At 37.0% G+C, this 18,507-nt stretch carries 15 protein-coding genes; 10 read left to right on the top strand and 5 right to left on the bottom strand.

Annotated elements, in window-relative coordinates; all coding sequences use genetic code 11:
- The first annotated feature begins 34 nt into the window (after window positions 1-34).
- The 7 genes from ACH3O9_RS03960 (at window position 35) to ACH3O9_RS03930 (ending at window position 7,809) form a co-directional block, all read left to right on the top strand.
- The gene (locus ACH3O9_RS03960; protein WP_416444616.1) at window positions 35-763 is read left to right on the top strand and encodes a type III pantothenate kinase; all 729 of its coding nucleotides are present in this window, start codon (window positions 35-37) and stop codon (window positions 761-763) included.
- Window positions 760-2,010: a hypothetical protein gene (locus ACH3O9_RS03955; protein ID WP_416444614.1), complete on the top strand. Its 1,251-nt coding sequence runs from the start codon at window positions 760-762 to the stop codon at window positions 2,008-2,010. Before ACH3O9_RS03960 ends, ACH3O9_RS03955 begins: the two co-directional genes overlap by 4 nt.
- 35 nt (window positions 2,011-2,045) lie before the next feature.
- Complete coding sequence (locus ACH3O9_RS03950) at window positions 2,046-3,419, top strand: tetratricopeptide repeat protein (RefSeq protein WP_416444612.1); 1,374 nt, start codon at window positions 2,046-2,048, stop codon at window positions 3,417-3,419.
- On the top strand, window positions 3,420-4,010 hold the full coding sequence (gene lptC, locus ACH3O9_RS03945; protein ID WP_416444610.1) for an LPS export ABC transporter periplasmic protein LptC: 591 nt from the start codon (window positions 3,420-3,422) through the stop codon (window positions 4,008-4,010). It begins immediately after the preceding gene.
- Entirely contained in the window at window positions 4,007-4,201 is a 195-nt protein-coding gene (locus ACH3O9_RS03940; RefSeq protein ID WP_416444608.1) for a hypothetical protein, read from the top strand. The genes lptC and ACH3O9_RS03940 overlap by 4 nt, the downstream gene beginning before the upstream one ends.
- 8 nt (window positions 4,202-4,209) lie before the next feature.
- Window positions 4,210-5,496, top strand: a complete 1,287-nt coding sequence (locus ACH3O9_RS03935) for a hemolysin family protein (RefSeq protein ID WP_416444606.1) — start codon at window positions 4,210-4,212, stop codon at window positions 5,494-5,496.
- Between the two features lie 186 nt (window positions 5,497-5,682).
- Window positions 5,683-7,809 carry a peptidylprolyl isomerase gene (locus tag ACH3O9_RS03930; protein ID WP_416444604.1) on the top strand — a complete coding sequence of 709 codons (2,127 nt, stop codon included), beginning with the start codon at window positions 5,683-5,685 and terminating at the stop codon, window positions 7,807-7,809.
- A gap of 61 nt (window positions 7,810-7,870) precedes the next feature.
- Here ACH3O9_RS03930 and ACH3O9_RS03925 read toward each other — a convergent pair whose 3' ends face one another.
- Both ACH3O9_RS03925 and ACH3O9_RS03920 read right to left on the bottom strand, forming a co-directional pair.
- Window positions 7,871-8,794 carry a GYDIA family GHMP kinase gene (locus ACH3O9_RS03925; protein ID WP_416444602.1) on the bottom strand — a complete coding sequence of 308 codons (924 nt, stop codon included), beginning with the start codon at window positions 8,792-8,794 and terminating at the stop codon, window positions 7,871-7,873.
- Window positions 8,791-10,104, bottom strand: coding sequence for a hydroxymethylglutaryl-CoA reductase, degradative (locus ACH3O9_RS03920; RefSeq protein ID WP_416444600.1), 1,314 nt, complete (start codon window positions 10,102-10,104; stop codon window positions 8,791-8,793). The genes ACH3O9_RS03925 and ACH3O9_RS03920 overlap by 4 nt, the downstream gene beginning before the upstream one ends.
- Window positions 10,105-10,372: 268 nt before the next feature.
- Here ACH3O9_RS03920 and ACH3O9_RS03915 point away from each other — a divergent pair, with 268 nt between their 5' ends.
- Genes ACH3O9_RS03915 through ACH3O9_RS03905 form a run of 3 tightly spaced genes read left to right on the top strand, consistent with a single transcriptional unit; the run spans window position 10,373 to window position 14,738 of the window.
- On the top strand, window positions 10,373-12,541 hold the full coding sequence (locus ACH3O9_RS03915; RefSeq protein ID WP_416444598.1) for a S9 family peptidase: 2,169 nt from the start codon (window positions 10,373-10,375) through the stop codon (window positions 12,539-12,541).
- A gap of 18 nt (window positions 12,542-12,559) precedes the next feature.
- Window positions 12,560-14,146, top strand: coding sequence for a peptide MFS transporter (locus tag ACH3O9_RS03910; RefSeq protein WP_416444596.1), 1,587 nt, complete (start codon window positions 12,560-12,562; stop codon window positions 14,144-14,146).
- A 49-nt stretch (window positions 14,147-14,195) separates the two neighbouring features.
- Window positions 14,196-14,738 (top strand): thioredoxin family protein, encoded by a 543-nt coding sequence (locus ACH3O9_RS03905; protein WP_416444594.1) that lies wholly within the window; start codon window positions 14,196-14,198, stop codon window positions 14,736-14,738.
- Between the two features lie 65 nt (window positions 14,739-14,803).
- On the opposite strand, the gene ACH3O9_RS03900 is transcribed toward ACH3O9_RS03905, so the two are convergent.
- Genes ACH3O9_RS03900 through lpxB form a run of 3 tightly spaced genes read right to left on the bottom strand, consistent with a single transcriptional unit; the run spans window position 14,804 to window position 18,502 of the window.
- Entirely contained in the window at window positions 14,804-16,843 is a 2,040-nt protein-coding gene (locus tag ACH3O9_RS03900; RefSeq protein ID WP_416444593.1) for a ComEC/Rec2 family competence protein, read from the bottom strand.
- 37 nt (window positions 16,844-16,880) lie between these two features.
- Complete coding sequence (locus tag ACH3O9_RS03895) at window positions 16,881-17,381, bottom strand: C40 family peptidase (RefSeq protein ID WP_416444591.1); 501 nt, start codon at window positions 17,379-17,381, stop codon at window positions 16,881-16,883.
- Window positions 17,378-18,502, bottom strand: coding sequence for a lipid-A-disaccharide synthase (gene lpxB / locus ACH3O9_RS03890; protein ID WP_416444589.1), 1,125 nt, complete (start codon window positions 18,500-18,502; stop codon window positions 17,378-17,380). Before lpxB ends, ACH3O9_RS03895 begins: the two co-directional genes overlap by 4 nt.
- Between the last annotated feature and the right edge of the window lie 5 nt (window positions 18,503-18,507).

The raw sequence follows: 18,507 nt of genomic DNA, 5'->3' as shown, positions 1-18,507 counted from the left end.
TCAATTTGTATTTTTGCCCAATATTTCAACATTTATGAATCTAGCTGTAGATATTGGCAACACACGCATCAAAATAGGTGTTTTTGCAAATGATAATTTAGTGTTTAAAACCGAAACTGCTGAATCTGATTTTGAAAACGCTTTAAATGCAATTTTAAAACAACATGAATTAACTACTGCTATCGTGGCCGCCAGCGGAAATTCTCAAAAAGTTGTCACTTTGCTTCAAAAATCGGGTCTTTTAGTCAAAATATTAGATCATAAAACTGTGTTACCATTCAAAAATCTTTATAAAACCCCACAAACATTGGGTTTAGATAGAGTTGCTCTGGTTTCAGCTGCTGTGAAAAGTTATCCTGAAGAAGATGTTTTAGTTATTGATGCCGGTACCTGCGTCACTTATGATTTTAAAAATAAACGTGAGGAATACTTAGGGGGAAGTATTTCGCCTGGGTTGCAAATGAGGTTTAAGGCACTTAATACATTTACGGCAGGTCTGCCACTTATTGAGTCTGGTGATGATGTAGTACGCATAGGTGCAGATACAAAAGAGGCCATACAATCTGGTGTTATTTGGGGTATTACTGCTGAAATAAATGGTGTAATAGATTGGTATAAAAATAAATACAACGATTTAACAATTATTTTAACAGGAGGGGATATGCTATTTTTGTCTAAAACCTTAAAAAATGGCATCTTTGCCAACTCAAATTTTCTCCTGGAAGGATTGAATTACTTAATATTATTCAACAAAAATCAATGATAAAAAGGCTTTTAGTGGTAGTAGTGTTTATCTTGGCTGCACCTATTTTCGCACAAGAGGGAACCTCGTCACCCTATTCATATTACGGTATCGGGTCTTTAAATTTTAGAGGAACGGTAGAAAATCAAGCCATGGGAGGGTTGAGTATTTTAGGAGATAGTGTTCATCTTAACCTATTAAACCCCGCAGGTTACGGTGCTCTTAAGCTCACAAATTACACATTAGGTGGTGAGCATAGTGAGATCAATTTAAAAAGTGATGAAGGTTCTGCATCAAATAGATCAACAAGTTTGAACTATTTGGCCCTTGGTTTTCCATTATCAGATAATTTAGGAGCTGGTTTTGGTCTATTGCCATACACCTCAGTTGATTATAAGATAACTAACGAAAGTGATGATGCTTATCGCTATTACTACGGTAGAGGAGGCCTTAATAAAGCATTTTTAAGTTTTGGTTACGAGCCTTTCAAGGGTTTCCGTGTAGGTGTTACCGGTAATTATAACTTTGGTAGTATAAGAAATGAGGCTGTGTATGATGAAGATGGTGTATCTTACGGTGTGCGAGAAGTTAATAATTCAGACTTAAGTGGTTTTTCTTTCAATATTGGTTTGCAGTATGAGAAAGCTTTAGAGAGCGGACTTACGCTTTATAGTTCATTAAATTATATTCCAGAAAGTACACTCACTTCAGAGAATACACGTAATCTGGAGACTGTGTTAATTTCGCGCTCAGAGAATGCAGTTCTTTCCGTTGTTGATCAACAAAGCGTAGCTGTAGATAATAACGATCTTGTATTGCCATCTGAGGTTACTTTAGGTTTTGGTGTAGGAGAGCGCAATAAATGGTTTGCTGGGGGTGAATTTTCTTCACAGCAAAGCAGTGATTTTACAAATCGTACATTTGAAATATCAAATGCTCAATTTAATAATGCTTCAAAATATAGAATAGGTGGTTATTTTGTGCCTAAATTTAATTCTATAACAAGTTACTGGGATCGTGTGACTTACAGAGCTGGAGCGAGATTTGAAGAGACGGGGCTCATGATCAATAATGAGGATATAAATGAGTTTGGCATATCTTTTGGAGTTGGGTTACCAATCGGGCGTGCCTTCAGTAATGCAAACCTTAGTTTTGAATACGGTCAACGCGGAACAACAAGCTCAGGTTTGGTTAAAGAAGACTTTTTTAAATTTGGTCTAAGCCTTTCACTTAATAGTAAGTGGTTTGTGCCTAATAAATTTAATTAAAATCATTAATATTGCTTACAAATCCTAAAACAACGATGAAAACAAAATTAACACTACTTTTTATAGCCTTTGTTGCAGGTACTAGTGCAGTTATGGCGCAAGCTACCGAAGAGTGTATAACGACAATGTCTATATTTTCAGAACACGCTAAAGTGAAGAATTATGACGCTGCTTACGAGCCTTTTATGAAGCTGCGTAAAGATTGTCCTAAAACCTCTTTTGCTCTATATCAATATGGAGAGCGTCTTTTAAATGACAAGATAGACAAAGCAACTGGTGCAGAGAAAACAGCTTTCGCGAAAGATCTTATCGCAATGTATGAGGAGAAATATGCAAACTTTCCTGATAAAACAGAGCAAGGTTCAAATATTTCAGATATCGCACAAGTGATGTATGATAATGGTATTGGTACTAAAATGGAACAATACAAAAAATTTCAGGAAGCTTGGGATACAGATAAAAAATCGTTCACAAATGCAAAATCACTTTATGTGTATTTTACACTTGCGGTAGAGCTTCAGGAATCTGGAGAACTTGAACTTCAGGATATATTTAACTTGTATGATGATATTCAGGGTAAAATAACTGAAGAGCAAAACAATTATGCAGAAAACATGCAGCCTCTAATGGAGAAAGAAGAAGCTGGAACAAAATTGACTTCTAAAGAATTACGTTCTAAAAAGATTGCTGAAGGAAATCTTGAGAACTACTCTAAGGTTGCCGGTGCAATAGATGGTAAATTAGGTAAGCTTGCAGATTGTGATAATTTAATTCCTCTTTATCAAAAAGATTTTGAAGCTAAGAAAGATGATATTGACTGGATCAAGCGTGCGGCAGGTAGAATGTCTGGTAAAGAATGTACAGAAGATCCTTTATTTATAAAGCTTGTTGAGCAATTAGATAAATTAGAGCCTTCTGCTAAGACTGCTTATTACTTAGGCCAGCTTGCTGAGAAAAGTGGAGATAATGCAAAAGCCTTAGAATATTATGAAGAGTCTGCAAATCGTGAGACTAATAATGATGATAAGGCCAGAGTATTAGGCCGTATAGGTGATAAAATGATGAGCAAGAATAGCTACAGTAGTGCAAGGTCTTATTACAGAAAAGCATTACAGGCTAAGCCTTCAGCAGGTATTTACTACCTGAAAATTGCTCAAATGTACGCTGCTAGTGCAAATAACTGTGGTAACTCAGTTTTTGATAAAAGAGCCGTATACTGGTTAGCTGCAGATTATGCTGCAAGAGCTGGAAGAATAGATCCTGCTTTAGCAAGCCATGCAAATGCAACTGCTGCCAGCTATAGAGCTAAAGCTCCAGATAAAACGATGATTTTTAATGCTGGTAACCAAGGGCAGAAAATTAATTTTAACTGCTGGATAGGAGAGAGCGTTACTGTACCTAGTCTTTAGGTGAAGATAAAATCTCAATACATATTATTAAAACTGGTCACAGCTTTTGCTGTGACTTTGTTTTTTAGCTGTGCTAATAAATCTGGAGAGATACAGCGCTTTAGGCAAAAGGCAGACGGTCCTTCTGCAGAAGGTGAAGGTATTGTTCTTAAATACACAGACTCAGGAAAGGTAGTGGCTACTCTGCGCACGCCTTATATGCTTGATTATAGTATGTCAGATTTTCCTTATCAGGAATTTCCCAGAGGTGTAGAGGTGACTTTTGTTGATGATAATAAAAAAGAGAATTTTATAACATCAGATTATGCCATACGTTACAAAAGCAATGATCTTATAGATCTTAGGCGTAATGTGGTTTTAATTACTAGTGACAGCACAATTTTAAATGCATCTCAGCTATTTTGGGATCAAAAGAATAAATGGGTTTTTACAGATAAGCCTTATACTATACGTTTTCCTGACGGCTCCTTAAACAATGGTAATATGTTTGACAGCAGTGAGGACTTTAAAATTTTTATATCTTTAGATAATCAGAGCAAAATGTATTTAAAAGATGCACAATTAGGCTCAGGACAAGACAGTTTGCAATGACAAGATTTTTTAAATTTTTTGAATACGCCTACCTGATTTTTGCGGGACTATTCATTTATGAAACAATACGTATCTGGCCAACAGAACGCAACAGAGCCTATCTTTTTATTTTCTTTACAGTAGTAGCGTTAGGTATGTTTTTCTTTAAAAAGCACTTCAGGAAGAAATACGAGAAAAATAAACAGGATTAATTGTATTGATGGAGACAGAAGTCTTGATTATCATAATTTCGCTAATACTTTCAGCCTTTTTCTCTGGGATGGAGATCGCTTACGTATCATCTAATAAGATACATATAGAGATCGAGAAAAAGCAAAACGATCTTATAGCTAAAGTATTAACCCGTCTCACTGAAAAACCTTCAAAGTTTATCGCGACTATGCTCGTGGGTAATAATCTGGCTTTAGTGATCTATGGCTATTTTATGGGCGCCATTTTGCAAAACTGGATAGAAGGAGTGAACTTTGACTTTGAGTGGTTAAACACCTTCTTGAAAGAATTTAGTTTACTTACACAAACCATCATTTCTACTCTGGTAATTTTGTTTACAGCAGAATTTTTGCCAAAGGTCTTCTTTCAGATTTATGCGAATTCGCTGCTTAAGATTTTTGCAGTGCCAGCCTATTTGTTTTATCTGCTTTTCAGTTTTATATCGTCGTTTATCATTTGGATCTCAGACAAAGTTTTAAAACGATTTTTTAGAACTGAAGGTGATGAAGTGCAGTTGGCATTTACAAAGGTAGAATTAGGAAACTATATAACAGAGCAGATGGAATCTGTAGAAACCCACGAGGAGTTGGATTCTGAAATACAGATCTTTCAAAATGCCCTTGAATTTTCTGAAGTTAAAGCCCGCGAAGTAATGATACCGCGTACAGAGATGATAGCCGTAGAGAAAAGTGAGACACCGGCCGCTCTCAATGCTTTATTTACAGAGACAGGTCTTTCTAAAATATTGATCTACAAAGAATCTGTAGATGATATTATAGGCTATGTACATTCTTTTGAACTATTTAAAAAGCCAGAATATATCACTCAGGTTTTAATGCCTGTTATTTTTGTGCCGGAAACGATGCTTATAAAAGATATTCTGAATATTCTTATTAAAAAGCGAAAGAGCATCGCAGTAGTGATAGATGAATATGGTGGTACCAGCGGTATGATGACTGTTGAGGATATTGTTGAAGAACTCTTTGGCGAGATAGAAGATGAGCATGATAGCGTCGTGCTTATAGAAGAGCGCTTAGGCGAAAATAACTATAGGTTCTCTGCTCGTCTTGAGGTAGATTATATAAATGAGAACTACAAACTCGATCTTCCTGAAAGTGAAAACTATGGTACTTTAGGCGGTTTAATCGTAAATCATACTGAAGGTATACCTGAAGAAAATGATATTGTAGATATAGACGGATATCAATTTCATATTCTTGCCACATCTAATACTAAAATCGAGCTTGTAGAAGTCAAGGTATTAGAAGAAGATTAGACTTATTCACAACAAATTTTATTTTGATTGCTTTCGGTTTTATTTTTTCATTTAAAATGGTATTTTCGCCCCCTAATTAATAAAAAATAGTTAACTGATAAAAGCGGGTTTTTTTGACTGATGTCGCGTGAACCAAATCAGCACTATTGAGAATCAACAAGGTTCTTAGATAACATACTTATAAAAATGGCAGTTTTAAACAAGATTAGACAGCGTTCAGTATTCTTAATCATCATCATTGCACTTGCATTGTTTTCTTTTGTGCTTGCAGATGTTCTTAAGAGCGGTGGATTCTCATCACAAAAATCACAACGCGTTCTGGCTGTAGTAAATGGTCAGGAGATAGATCAACAGGATTTTGCGCGTAAAGTAGAGGTGCAAACGAGCAGATATGGTTCTGCAATGACTACTACTCGTGCAATGAATGCAGTATGGGATCAAGAATTGAGAAGTTTACTTCTTGATGATCAACTTCAAGAACTTGGTATTACCATAGAGCAGGACAGGTTAAACAATATCTTAAAAGATGCGTTGCAGGAAGATCCTCGTTTTCAAAACGAAGATGGTACTTTCAGCGAAAGCAAAATGAGAGAATTTGTAGCTACATTAAAGTCTACAAATCAGGATATGTATAACCAGTGGGTAGAATATGAGAACCAACTGGCAAAAGGAGAGAAAGAGCGCATTTATTTCAACCTTGTGAAAGCAGGTGTAGGCGCAACCTTAAAAGAAGGAAAGCTTGCCTATGAAATGGAAAATAATACGCGTGATATAGAATATGTACAGATTCCTTATTCTTCAATTCCAGATGAAGATATTGAAGTGACTAAAGATGATGTGCAGAAATATATCAATGCTCATAAAGAGGATTATCAAACTGAAGCTACAAGAAATCTTCGTTTTGTGAAATTTCAGGAGAAAGCAACATTAGGAGATGAGAATCAGGTAAAAGATGAAGTTGCTGCTTTTTTAAACAGTAAAGTTGCTTATAACGCTGCTGCGAAAATAAACGATACCGTAACCGGTTTTGCAAAAACCGCTACCCCGGAAGAATTTGTGAATGAATATTCAGATCTTCGTTTTGATGATAGATTCTTCTTCAAGGATGAATTACCTGCAGCTATCAAAGACAGCATCTTCGATCTAAATGTAGGAGATGTTTACGGGCCATATAAAGACAATGGTTTTTATAAGGTTTCCAGAGTTGTTGCTGTAAAGCAATTACCAGATTCAGTTAAAGCATCACATATTTTATTAACCTATGCAGGTTTGCAAAATGCAGGTGCAGAAACAAGAACTAAAGCTCAGGCTAAAACGCTTGCAGATAGTCTTGCTGCTGTTATAAAAAGTAATCCTTCTAAGCTGGCAGAACTTGCTCCTGAATATTCTGCAGATGGTGGTAGTCGGGATAAAGGTGGTGAGCTAGATTATGCGCCAAAGAATATGTACGTGCAGCCTTTTAATGATTTCATTTTTGAGGGTGAAAAAGGTGATATTGGCGTAGTAGAGTCAAATTTTGGATACCACATTATTCACATAGAAGATCAAAAGAACAAGCAACGCGCTATAAAAGTTGCTACTGTAGCAAAAGCTATAGAGCCATCTCAAAAGACGATTAACGATGTCTTCACAACAACCACTAAGTTTGAGATGAGCACTAATGCAGATAAACAAAAGTTTAGTGAGATCGCTAAAGACAGCAATTATGTTGTGCGCCCGGTAAACGGCGTTAAAATATTAGATGAGAATATTCCTGGTGAGGGAAGTCAGCGTGAGATCGTAAGATGGGCTTTTGAAGATGAAACTAATACAGGAGATATTAAGCGTTTTCAGGTAGAAGATGGTTACTTGGTAGTACAACTTACTAAAAAAGGAGAAAAGGGATTAATGAGCGTAGAAGATGCATCTGCTCGTGTAACTCCTCTTGTGCGTAATGAGAAGAAAGCAGAACTTATAAAAAATAAGATTTCTGGAACCGATCTTCAGGCTATTGCCAAAAATCAAAATGTAACTGTTCAAACAGCATCAGCATTGAATCTTAAAAACCCTACTATTGCAGGAGCTGGTACTGAGCCTAAAGTTGTAGGCGCTGTTTTCTCTTTAAAAGAGGGACAGGTTTCTGCTCCTATTGTAGGAAACAGAGGTGTATACGTTGCAAAAGTTACTAAAGTGAACCCGGCTGCAGCTATGGATAATTATACAAGTTTTGCAATGCAGCAAACAAGTGCAAATCGTGCAGCAGTAAGTAATAATGTAGTACAGGCGCTAAAAGATGAAGCAGATATAGATGATAGAAGATCTAACTTTTATTAATTAAGACACCTTTTATTATTGTAAGAAAACCACTCTTAGAGATTATTCTTAAGGGTGGTTTTTATTTTAAGATCATTTGAGAAAAGGGAATGATCGTTTCATAACCTTTCTTTTTAAAATAGGTCATGTCTTCTTCACTTCCGGTGGCCATTACAAAATCACCACCCCAGCCACCTAGACTTTTTACTATTCCGCTATTATAATCTGAAAATAAAACTGACTGTACAGTTGGCGAATTTATAAGCTCAGAAAGGAGGTTTTCATGTGTTTTAAGCAGGTTTTCAAAACCAGATAGATTATCACATTCTAAAATCTCGTAAGTAAGGTCAGTAATTGCCGTTTTTACCCGATTTAATGCCGTTTTAGGCTGATTTTTATAAGATGCTATAGCATCACGACTATTGCGCTTCTGGTTGAGATAAATAAAGAATATGCGGTCTGCAAAATCAGGTTGAAATTTTACAGCCTTAACTTCCGGCTTATCGTGTTTTATCTGGTATAGAATGGGAGTGTTATTTTTCGCGCAGGCGATATCATAGCCGCTGCCTCCAAATGTGCTGTTTAATAATTCGTAAGCATTAATTTCTGCCCATTCAGCAATACTATTTATCAAAGTAGAAGATGTACCAAGACCCCAGTTTGTGGGGAAATCTAAGTGCGTTGTAACTTGATACTGAAAATCATCTTTGAGGAAATTAGTGTTTAGACGCTTAGCTTCTGCTAAAATCTGAAGTAGACGCTCTTCAACAGAAGCCGGCTTTGAGTCTTTGTTGTAAGCAATTATTTGTTCGGCGGAAATGAACGTTTCAAGCCAGGTGTTATTCTTGTGATCCAGACTTCGCCAGCTAATGCCGTTTTTACTTCCTTTATCAACTGTAAGTGATTGGCCATATCTCGTAGGTATCGCCAGAGCCTGAGCGCCATCAAGAACAACATATTCACCGGTTAAGAGTAATTTGCCATTGCTGTAAAATGTTTTGCTCATTGTCTATAAGCTTCTACCAGTTCTATAACAGCGTTGTGAGAAACCTGTGCAGTTTTAAAATGCTCTATGGCGCGTTCCTTTTCAGAGTTTGTAGCTTCCAATTGATTTAAGATATTCATCAAATGCATTTTCATATGCCCTTTTTGAATTCCTGTAGTTATAAGAGATTTTACAGCGCCAAAGTTTTGAGCAAGTCCTGCAACGGCAGTAATCATCATTAATTCTTTGGCCGATGGATTTCCCAGAAGTTCAAGATTTAATTTTACCAGTGGGTGCAGTTTTGTGAGTCCGCCCACAGTTCCTAATGCAAGCGGAATTTCCATCCAGAATGTGAAAATGCCGTTTTCTATTTTAGCATGAGTTAAGCTGCTATACATGCCATCTTTAGCCGCATAGGCGTGAACTCCTGCTTCTACAGCTCTAAAATCGTTTCCGGTAGCGAGCACAACGGCGTCAATACCGTTCATGATACCTTTATTATGTGTGACGGCGCGATAAGGTTCTACTTCTGCAATTTTAACCGCCTGAATAAACTTAGTAGCAAAAATTTGGGGGTCTATATCATTTTCAGCCAGATCTTCAACAGGGCAGCTCACGCTAGCGCGTACAAGGCAGTCTGGAACGTAATTAGACAAAATACTCATCACAATTATCAATTCGTTCTTCAATTGCTCTTTTTGCTTATAAACGTCGTATTCTCGTGTAAGCGTTGCAGCAAGTTGCTCAAGGCAGGTATTGATAAAATTAGCGCCCATCGCATCTTTAGTTTCAAAGGTGCAATGAAGCTGGTAATAATTATTGAGTTCTTCTGTTTTGTTTCTAAGTTCTATGTCTAGCAGGCCACCACCTCTTTTTTCCATGCTGGTGGTAAGTGGTTTTGTTTCGGCTATTAGTTTTGGTTTGATCGTATTAAAAAACTCTTGCAAGTCTGTTGATTTCCCTGTAAAGGTAAAATGCACATGACCTATTTTAGTTGTGCCCAGAATTTCGGCCTTAAAACCACCGCGATTCATCCAGAATTTTGCTGCTTTACTTGCCGCCGCGATCACAGAGCTTTCTTCTATTGCCATGGGGATAGCATACGCCTGATCGTTGATCATAAAATTAGGCGCAATACCCAGCGGTAAATAGTAATTAGAAATGGTGTTTTCTATAAATTCATCATGCAGCTGTTGCAATTTCTCATTGGTATTCCAATACTGTGTGAGAATGCCTTGAGCGGAAGGATTATCGCTGAGATAAGTTTGGGTTAACCAATTTATTTTTTCGGTCTTAGAAAGTTTAGAAAAGCCTTGAATTGTTTTGGTCATAGCAGACAAAAAGGAGATTTTATGCACAAATATACCATTTTTACTATGCTACAGGCAGATTTTTAGAATCTCGTACAACCTGGGTTTACAGGATGAATTGTTACTTATTCATAGTTTAAAATGCAGTGTTAAAGCAAAATATCACTGAGAATTCTTAAATGAAAGCGTCTTACGCTTTATATCTCTTAGGCTTTTAACAGCATAATCGCCCTTTCTTTGCTTATTTTTTAGTAAACTTGGCGATCTATTTTTAAGAAGTTCACATAATATGAAGTTGAATCTGCAATGCGTCATCGTTTTCTTCCTGATGACCTTTGGGGCAACCGCCCAAAAAAAATCTATAACCCTAGAAGAAATTTGGAATGGTACTTTTAGAATGGAGTATATGGATCGTTTGCACTCCATGCAGAACGGTAAAGAATACTCTCTTTTAAATTATGACCGGTCACAAGGTAACCGCACCATAGATCTCTATAGTTATGAAACAGGTGAAAAACTGCGCACCATCGTTAGCGCTGCAGATTTGCCAATAGAGAATTTTGTAAGCTATGATTTTAGCAAAGATGAGAGCAAGATATTACTGGGTACTAATGTGAGATCTATTTTTCGCAGATCCTCAATAGGTGACTACTACGTCTACGATACAGCCTCTAAAAAGCTTACTAAAGTTGCAGATCAACCTATACAAGAACCCACATTTTCACCTGATGCGTCTAAAGTTGCCTACGGTGTAGACAATAACCTTTTTATTAAGAATCTTGTCTCTGGTGAGACGCTACAATTAACAAAAGATGGCGAGAAGAATAAGATAATCAATGGTATTAGCGATTGGGTTTATGAAGAAGAATTTTCTATTGTAAGAGCTTTCGACTGGAATCTTACAGGAGATAAACTTGCGTTTATAAAGTTTGATGAAGAGGCGGTACCAGAATTTTCTATGGATGTTTATGGGACTGATCTTTATCAAAAACAGGATGTCTTTAAATATCCTAAAGCAGGTGAGCCTAACTCTACAGTAAGTCTTCACATTTACGACCTGGAGACAAAGGTGATAGCAGATGTAGATCTATCTCAATATGAGAATTACTACATCCCACGACTTCAGTTTACAAATGAAGATGATATTCTTGCAGTGCAAACCTTAAACAGAAAACAGAATAAGCTTGATCTTATTTTTGTTGATGCTTCACAAAACAAAGCTTCTCGTATACTTGAAGATACAGATGCTGCTTACGTTGATGTTACAGATAATCTTACTTTTCTAGATGACAATAACTTTATCTGGACAAGCGAGAAGGATGGCTGGAATCATATTTATCTGTATGATAAAGCAGGAAAGCTTAAAAACCAGATCACAAAAGGAAACTGGGAGGTAACTTCTTATTACGGCTATGATCCTAAAACAAATCGTGTTTTCTACCAAAGCTCAGAGAATGGATCAATAAACCGCGGAGTTTATGCTGTTAGGCTGAATGGGTCTAAAAAACAGGCACTTTCTGCCGAAAAAGGTACTAATAATGCCGATTTTAGTACAGATTTCACCTATTACATCAATACTTTTTCTGATGCCGAAACACCATATGTGTTCACACTCAACAGGGCTAAAGACGGTAAGTTGATAAGAAAGATAAAAGACAATACTAATTTACAGAATCAACTGGGTGAGTATGAGATTTCACAAAAGGAATTTTTTACACTGCCCATAAACGGGGAAGATCTCAACGCCTGGATGATAAAACCTAAAAACTTTGATCCTAATAAGGAGTATCCACTTTTTATGACTCAATATTCGGGTCCCGGTTCACAAAGTGTTGCAAACAGCTGGAGCGGATCAAATGATTACTGGTACCAGATGCTTGCGCAAGATGGTTACATTATTGCTTGTGTAGACCCACGTGGAACGGGTTTAAAAGGGCGTGATTTTAAGAAAATGACTCAAAATGAATTGGGTAAATATGAAGTTGAAGATCAGATCGCTGCTGCGAAATTATTAAGCGAGCGTGATTATATTGATGCAGACAGAACAGGAATTTGGGGCTGGAGTTATGGCGGTTTTATGTCTTCTAATTGTCTCTTTCAGGGGCCAGATACGTTTGAAATGGCAATTTCTGTAGCGCCGGTTACAAGTTGGAGATTTTATGACAGTATTTATACAGAGCGTTATATGTCTACCCCTCAGGAAAATGCTTCCGGTTATGATGATAATTCGCCGTTGAGCCACGTGGGGACACTTAAAGGAAAGTATTTATTGGTTCACGGGAGTGCAGATGATAATGTACATGTGCAAAATACCATGCGATTAATTGAAGCTTTGGTGCAAGCTAATAAGCAATTTGACTGGGCAATATATCCTGATAAAAATCACGGGATCTATGGGGGGAATACAAGATTGCATCTTTATACCAAGATGACCAATTTCATTAAAGAGAATTTATAATATACTAATTAGGAAAATATGGAATTTAAATATGGCGGTTCTGCCACAAATCAAAAAACAGTTTTAGGACATCCGTCGGGTCTTTTTGTTCTCTTTTTTACAGAGATGTGGGAGCGGTTTTCTTACTACGGTATGCGTGCTTTGTTAGTGCTTTTTCTGGTTACTTCTATTATAGATGAAGGCTGGGGCTGGGAGCGTGCAGATGCGCTAATGTTATACGGGTGGTATACTGGTTTAGTTTACTTGACGCCTATAATTGGTGGTTTGATTGCAGATAAGCTAATGGGTTATAGAAATGCAATTATTTTAGGTGCATTTTTGATGACTTTAGGTCATGCTTCTATGGCTCTCGAGATATTTTCAGATCCTTTTTTCTTTATAGGTCTTGGTCTTCTTATAGTAGGTAATGGATTATTTAAACCCAATATTTCTTCAATCGTTGGTCAGCTTTATAAAAGTCAGGGTAAGGAGAAAGATGCCGGTTATACCATTTTCTATATGGGTATAAATGCAGGTGCCTTTTTAGGTATTTTGCTTTGTGGTTATATAGGAGAGCAATTAGGCTGGCATTATGGTTTTGGTCTTGCAGGTGTATTTATGTTTTTTGGTATGCTGCAGTTTTATTACGCCCAGAAAATATTCGGAAAAATAGGTTTGTCTCCATCGGCTTATAATGATTTTGAGGCTAGTGAAGAAAATCCCGCAGAGCAGGAAGAAGAACTTAAAGAAGTACAAGAAGATGCAAACCATGCCACAGTAAGACGCGATCGCCTTATTGTTATAGGTGTATTTGCATTTTTTACTATTTTCTTCTGGTGGGCATTTGAGCAGGCAGGTGGTTCTATGACATTATTTGCCGCAGATTATACAGATCGTGTTCTTGAAGGTAATGGTGCATTAATATTTAAAATAGCTAATACGTTACTCACTGTAATTCCTGTGGGTATAATTAGTTGGGTTTTAATACGACTATTTAGACAAACATTCTCAAAATATGCTTTAGCAAATATTTTATTGGGAACCAGTTTTGTTATTATCTGGGCAATTGTAATATGGATGCTAGGCAGACAATTTGCAGATGAAGCACCAGAAGTACCTGCATCATGGTTCGGAATTCTCAACTCATTTTTCATTATCACATTTGCACCGCTTTTTTCTAAGATATGGCAGAGTAAACTAAATCCATCAGGGCCGGTTAAATTTGCAATTGGTCTTATACTGGTAGGGCTGGGATTTGCTATTCTTGCATTTGGTTCTATGGGTATACCACAGGGAGCAAAAACGGCTTCTGTAAGCATGATATTTTTAATTCTCGCCTATCTCTTTCATACTTTGGGTGAGCTATGTGTATCACCGGTAGGTCTTTCTTATGTAAGTAAACTTGCTCCGGTAAAACTGGTGGGTCTTATGTTTGGTGTTTGGTTTGTAGCCAACTTTATTGCTAACTTTTTAGCAGGTCTTACAGGAAGTTATCTTGATCCTATTGTAGAAGATTATGGTATGACAACTTTCTTTTTAATCTTTACTTTAATCCCAATAGGTGCCGGAATATTGATGCTTTTAGGAAGCAAGTTGCTCGTCAAGATGATGCACGGTATTCGTTAATATTTTATGGAATACCTTTTGCTTTAATGTTGAGCATAAATAAGATATTATGAAAAAAAATGTTTTACTCTTATTTCTGATTTTAGCTTCTTTCTGGACGAAAGCCCAAGAGATAAAATGGATGAGTATGAACGACGCTCTGGCTGCCCAGAAGAAAGAACCTCGTAAGATTTTTATGGATGTTTTTACAGATTGGTGTGGACCCTGCAAAATGCTTGATAAGAATACCTTTCATAATGCAGACGTAGTAAAATATGTGAATGCTAATTTCTATGCTGTAAAATTTAACGCAGAAGGGACAGAGAAGATAAAATATCAGGATGAAGCTTATGGCAATCCCAATCACGATCCTAACCGCAAGGGGCGTAACAGCCAGCATAATTTTGCGCAGGCAATGGGCATTAACGCTTACCCAAGCATGGTTTTCTTTGATGAAAAAGGGAATTTTATACAGCCGTTACCGGGTTATTTAACACCAGAGCAGCTGGAGATCTACCTTAAGATAATAGCTTCAGATGATTTTAAGAAGATAACTACTGCAGAAGAATGGGAGAAATATCAATCTAATTTTACCGGAACCTTTAAAAGCTAAGCTTTTTGGTCGAGTAGAGTTTGTGTAAAAACATGGCTTTAGAACAGGCTGACGACTAAATAACTTTAAAACTCATAATATCCCTTTTCATACGTGCTGTGAAAAGGGATATCTTTTTTAATACATGTAGCTTTCCATCGGGTTACATAACTGCGGTAGTTGCTGCCATCTGCAATGACCTTCACGTGGGGATAAAGTTTTATAAGTCGGTCAAGATTTATCTGTGGGCTTTCAGTCAGAACTACAAAATCTGGCTTTAAATGGGGCACATTATAAACCTCTGTGCTGTCTATAAGCAATATTTCATTTCGCTTAAAGCGAAAGTAATTCTGTATTCTTTTCTCTTCAATAGTTTTGGCCTGAGTGTTCTCGAGAAAGGCATTGATCTGATTTTCAAAATTTTCTAGCGGAATCGAATCACGATGATAAACAGCCAACTTCTGCCCAGCCTCTTCTATTAAAAGCGACTGTCGATTTTTGTGTAAGACATACAGTTCTGATCTGGTCTGCGATTTTTTGAAGATAAGTGCGATTATCAGGATCAAAAAGGCGGTAAGTGTTGTTATAAATCTTTTATAACTGTACTTTTTTAATAGAAATATAAAAGGAATTATTAGGAGATAGCTTACTGAAAGCATTAATGCAGAAAAGGTGATGTGTTGAAATACCAAGTTCTCAAAACTCGCAATCAAACTTATAAAATCATTGAGACAGGTGATCATAAAATTGAAAACCTGCAAAACAAAGTCGGGCAAAATATGAAATAAACCGAGAAATAAAACCAAAACACCGCAGCTTAAAATCAGCCCTAGAACAGGTAAAATCACCAAATTTGATACTAAAAACAGCCCCGGAAATTGATGAAAATAATAGATGCTTAGCGGTAAAACTCCTATTTGAGCAGCAATACTCACACTAAATATACCCCAGAAAAGCTTGGTTAAGAAAAATTGTGGATTCCATAATTTGATAAAAAGTGGTTGTACCCATATTATAAAGAATACAGCGAGATAACTGAGTTGAAATCCTACTTCATAAATAAGTGAAGAATCAAAAAGCAGCAGTACAAAAGCCGAAAAAACCAGAGCGTTTAAACCAGCATTTTTTCGATTAAAGTAAATGCCAATTTGAATAAAGCTAAACATGGTCGCCGCTCTAAGAACAGAAGGAGAGAAGCCTGTTATAAACGCAAACATCCAGATCACAGTAATTATAAAAACCGTGCGACTAAGTTTAATTATGGGAGTATTGCCCAGAGGATTCAGCAAGAATTGTAGCAGCAGCATAAAAATACCCACATGCAACCCTGAAACTGCCAGGATATGTATCATTCCGGCGGCAGCGTAATCTTCGGTAAGATCTGTTGATAATTCTTGTCTTTGACCGAGTAATAAAGCCTCAATTACTACCCGATTTTTAGCATTAATCAGCCGATTTTCAATACTTTTTTGGAGGTTTTCTCTAAATACTGCTGCGTAACCTTTAAGGGTTTTTACTTGAGTATTTAGCACATATAACTGATTTGTATTGATAGAAATCTGCTTATAAACTCCTTGTTTGTTGAGGTAATTCTTATAATTAAATTGGTAGGGATTTTTGGGTGCAGGTACTTTTGCAATTTCTGCTGCCAGAAAATAGGTGCCGTCAACTTTTAATTCTTCAGATCTGTCTAGGCTGTCTTTATAAAGGTAGACCAGAACTTTACCGGAAGTTTTCTTTCCGGCTAGTTCATTTAATTCGGCATAAAATCTTTTAGCATATATACCGGGTTTTAGAACTTCTTTAATTGTGACTATTGCCCCTGATTGTGCTGAGAAATGTATGTTTTCGTAATGAGAGACAGTGTTTAAAGGGTCCTGTAGCTTTGAGGTTAATATTCCCAGAGAAATAAAAGTTACTACCGTAAGTACAGCAAATGACCACGAGTTGATTCGCTTATAAAAAGTATAGAGATGGGTGCTAAAAAGGACTAAAAAAGAAATGAGACATATAACCCCTATCTCTAATGCCGAAAGGTTAATATAGGGTGAGAGGAGGATGCCCAGCAAAAGGGCCATTGTGATAAAAAGTATGGTGTAGTTAAAACCTTTCATTGTAAAACTCACTGCGGAACTTTACAATAATAACCAAAAAATCAATCTTTTAGATGATTCTGCGAGCTTCTGTGTAGGCATTGTTCCAGTAGCCTTCATTAAGCGATGAGATTATTACGCCTTGCGAAGTTGTAGAATGGATAAATAAAATCTGCCCGGGTAGAATATCTACAACCATACCCACATGGTTTATACGGCTACTTCTGTTAGTTTTAAAAAATAAGAGATCACCCACATGCACCGCATCTGTTTTTATTTCTTTTCCTACGCTGGCCATATCACGGCTTACTCGAGGGAGGGCAATATTTTCCTGCTGGTAAGCAACATAGACTAGTCCGCTGCAATCCATACCTTTTGATGTTGTACCGCCAAATTTATACCGGGTGCCTTCAAATTTTCTGGCGTTGTTCACAACATTGATCAGTAGTTGATCTTTAGGTAATGAGTTTTCGGTTCGCGTTCTTTTTACTGCTGCGGGTACTTTTTTAGAACTGCCGCATGAAGTTAATACGAAACAAAAAATCATAAACAGGATTGCTGCCTTCTTCATTCTTTTTCCTTTTTCAATGACTTTACAATTAATTGTGCTGTTTTCTTACTTGCGCCACGACCACCTAATTTTTTCTCGAGATCCCAATAATCAATAAATAAACGAGCTCTTTCATAATCATCTAAGACACGACCGAGTTCTTTTTTTACACTTGAGGTATTAAAATCATTCTGGATTAACTCTTTTACGACCTCTTTGTTCATGATCAGGTTAACCAACGAAATATAATCTAATTTTATTACACGCTTAGCGATCTCGTAAGAGATGCGGCCTCCTTTATAACATACAACTTCGGGGACTTTAAAAAGCGCTGTTTCAAGAGTGGCTGTACCTGAAGTTACTAACGCTGCAGATGCGAGACTTAGAATGTCGTACGTTTTATTCATCACCAGATGTACTTGCTTTTTGTGCAGGTAAGGCGCATAAAATGATTCATCCTGACTGGGTGCACCGGCGATTATAAATTGATATTGAGGAAAGTCGTCGATAATGCTGAGCATGACCTCAAGCATTTTTTGTATTTCCTGCTTTCGGCTTCCGGGAAGAAGCGCGATTATCTCACGTTCATCGAGATTATGTGTTCTTCTAAAAGCATCAGGAAGAACCTGCTTGCGATCACTAATGGCATCGATTAAAGGGTGACCTACAAAATGTACCTTAAAATCGTGCTTTTTCTCATAAAAATCCTTCTCAAATGGCAAAATAACGTACATCTCATCAATGTCTCGTTTTATCGCTTTTATGCGGTTTTCCTTCCAGGCCCAGATTTGTGGTGAAATATAAAAATGATTTGCAAATCCTTTTTTCTTAGCCCACTCTGCAATGCGCAGGTTAAAACCGGGATAATCTATGTAGATAATCACATCTGGCTGGTAGTTGAGAATATCTTTTTTACAAAACGCCAGATTTTTAGTTATCGTCCTCAAATTCATCACCACTTCCAGAAAGCCCATAAATGCCAGGTCCCGGTAATGTTTTACAGGCTCGCCACCCACGGCAGCCATTAAGTCACCACCCCAAAACCTAAACTCTGCCTGCTTATCTTCTTTACGCAGGGCTTTCATTAGATTAGAGGCGTGCAGATCACCACTTGCTTCTCCGGCTATGATATAGTATTTCATTTGTT

The sequence above is a fragment of the Leeuwenhoekiella sp. A16 genome (genome assembly GCF_047946675.1).
Classification (GTDB): Bacteria; Bacteroidota; Bacteroidia; order Flavobacteriales; family Flavobacteriaceae; genus Leeuwenhoekiella.
This window is presented reverse-complemented; position numbering and strand designations above follow the sequence as displayed.

What these genes read in the sequence shown, in the direction of transcription:
- ACH3O9_RS03960 (WP_416444616.1), top strand. Translation starts at nt 35, where the DNA reads ATGAATCTAGCTGTAGATATTGGCAACACACGCATCAAAATAGGTGTT.
- ACH3O9_RS03955 (WP_416444614.1), top strand. Translation starts at nt 760, where the DNA reads ATGATAAAAAGGCTTTTAGTGGTAGTAGTGTTTATCTTGGCTGCACCT.
- ACH3O9_RS03950 (WP_416444612.1), top strand. Translation starts at nt 2,046, where the DNA reads ATGAAAACAAAATTAACACTACTTTTTATAGCCTTTGTTGCAGGTACT.
- ACH3O9_RS03940 (WP_416444608.1), top strand. Translation starts at nt 4,007, where the DNA reads ATGACAAGATTTTTTAAATTTTTTGAATACGCCTACCTGATTTTTGCG.
- ACH3O9_RS03935 (WP_416444606.1), top strand. Translation starts at nt 4,210, where the DNA reads ATGGAGACAGAAGTCTTGATTATCATAATTTCGCTAATACTTTCAGCC.
- ACH3O9_RS03930 (WP_416444604.1), top strand. Translation starts at nt 5,683, where the DNA reads ATGGCAGTTTTAAACAAGATTAGACAGCGTTCAGTATTCTTAATCATC.
- ACH3O9_RS03925 (WP_416444602.1), bottom strand. Translation starts at nt 8,794, where the DNA reads ATGAGCAAAACATTTTACAGCAATGGCAAATTACTCTTAACCGGTGAA.
- ACH3O9_RS03920 (WP_416444600.1), bottom strand. Translation starts at nt 10,104, where the DNA reads ATGACCAAAACAATTCAAGGCTTTTCTAAACTTTCTAAGACCGAAAAA.
- ACH3O9_RS03915 (WP_416444598.1), top strand. Translation starts at nt 10,373, where the DNA reads ATGAAGTTGAATCTGCAATGCGTCATCGTTTTCTTCCTGATGACCTTT.
- ACH3O9_RS03910 (WP_416444596.1), top strand. Translation starts at nt 12,560, where the DNA reads ATGGAATTTAAATATGGCGGTTCTGCCACAAATCAAAAAACAGTTTTA.
- ACH3O9_RS03905 (WP_416444594.1), top strand. Translation starts at nt 14,196, where the DNA reads ATGAAAAAAAATGTTTTACTCTTATTTCTGATTTTAGCTTCTTTCTGG.
- ACH3O9_RS03895 (WP_416444591.1), bottom strand. Translation starts at nt 17,381, where the DNA reads ATGAAGAAGGCAGCAATCCTGTTTATGATTTTTTGTTTCGTATTAACT.
- lpxB (WP_416444589.1), bottom strand. Translation starts at nt 18,502, where the DNA reads ATGAAATACTATATCATAGCCGGAGAAGCAAGTGGTGATCTGCACGCC.